Origin of the sequence: Streptomyces diacarni (assembly GCF_003323715.1) — a bacterium.
Classification (GTDB): Bacteria; Actinomycetota; Actinomycetes; order Streptomycetales; family Streptomycetaceae; genus Streptomyces; species Streptomyces diacarni.
In genome coordinates this window covers 1-747 of record NZ_QOIN01000011.1, presented here as the reverse complement: position 1 = coordinate 747, position 747 = coordinate 1, and the positions used below count along the sequence as shown (strand labels likewise).

General features: G+C 67.7%; 1 protein-coding gene. It reads left to right on the top strand.

The features are described from left to right. Nucleotides 1-28: 28 nt before the first annotated feature. On the top strand, nt 29-709 hold the full coding sequence (locus tag DTL70_RS00060) for a transglycosylase SLT domain-containing protein (protein WP_425470290.1): 681 nt from the start codon (nt 29-31) through the stop codon (nt 707-709). Nucleotides 710-747: the final 38 nt, after the last annotated feature.

The following is a 747-nucleotide window of genomic DNA, read 5'->3' as shown; positions in this document are numbered from 1 at the left end:
GGACGAAGCGGGATAGTACGTCACATAGTTGTCGGGGCGGGGAGCCGGTCCGCAGGGTGGGCCCAGGTCGCGACGAGACCGGGCACCGAGCCCCGGGAGCGCGGCCGGATGTGTCCCCCTTCGAAAGGCATCCCGCTCGCATGCGTACTGCTCTGCGCAACACCAAGCTGACCACCGGCCTGACCGTCCTGGGTGCCGCCGGCATCGCCACCACCGCACTGGGCGGCACCGCCCACGCCGCCACCACCCGCCCCAGACCAAGCCCGCCGCCCACGCCACCCAGGCCGCCGCCGACAAGGACGACAAGAAGGCGGACAAGAAGGCCGACGACAAGGCGGAGAAGAAGGACGACAAGGCCGAGGACAAGGGCAAGGACGGCAAGTCCTACCCCGACAACCTGGACGGCTGGATCCGTGAGGCCAAGGCCATCATGGACAAGCACGACATCCCCGGCTCCTACGACAGCATCAAGCGCAACATCATCCGCGAGTCCGCCGGCGACCCCAACGCCGTCAACGACTGGGACGTCAACGCCCAGAAGGGCACCCCTTCCAGGGGCCTGCTCCAGGTGATCCAGCCCACCTTCGACCAGTACCACGTCAAGGGCACCCCCGATAAGCTCACCGACCCCGTCGCCAACATCGTCGCCGCCTGCAACTACGCCGCCGACCGCTACGGCACCATGGACAACGTCGACTCCGCCTACTGAGCAGAAGGCCCCAACAGCCGACACCACACACGCACCAC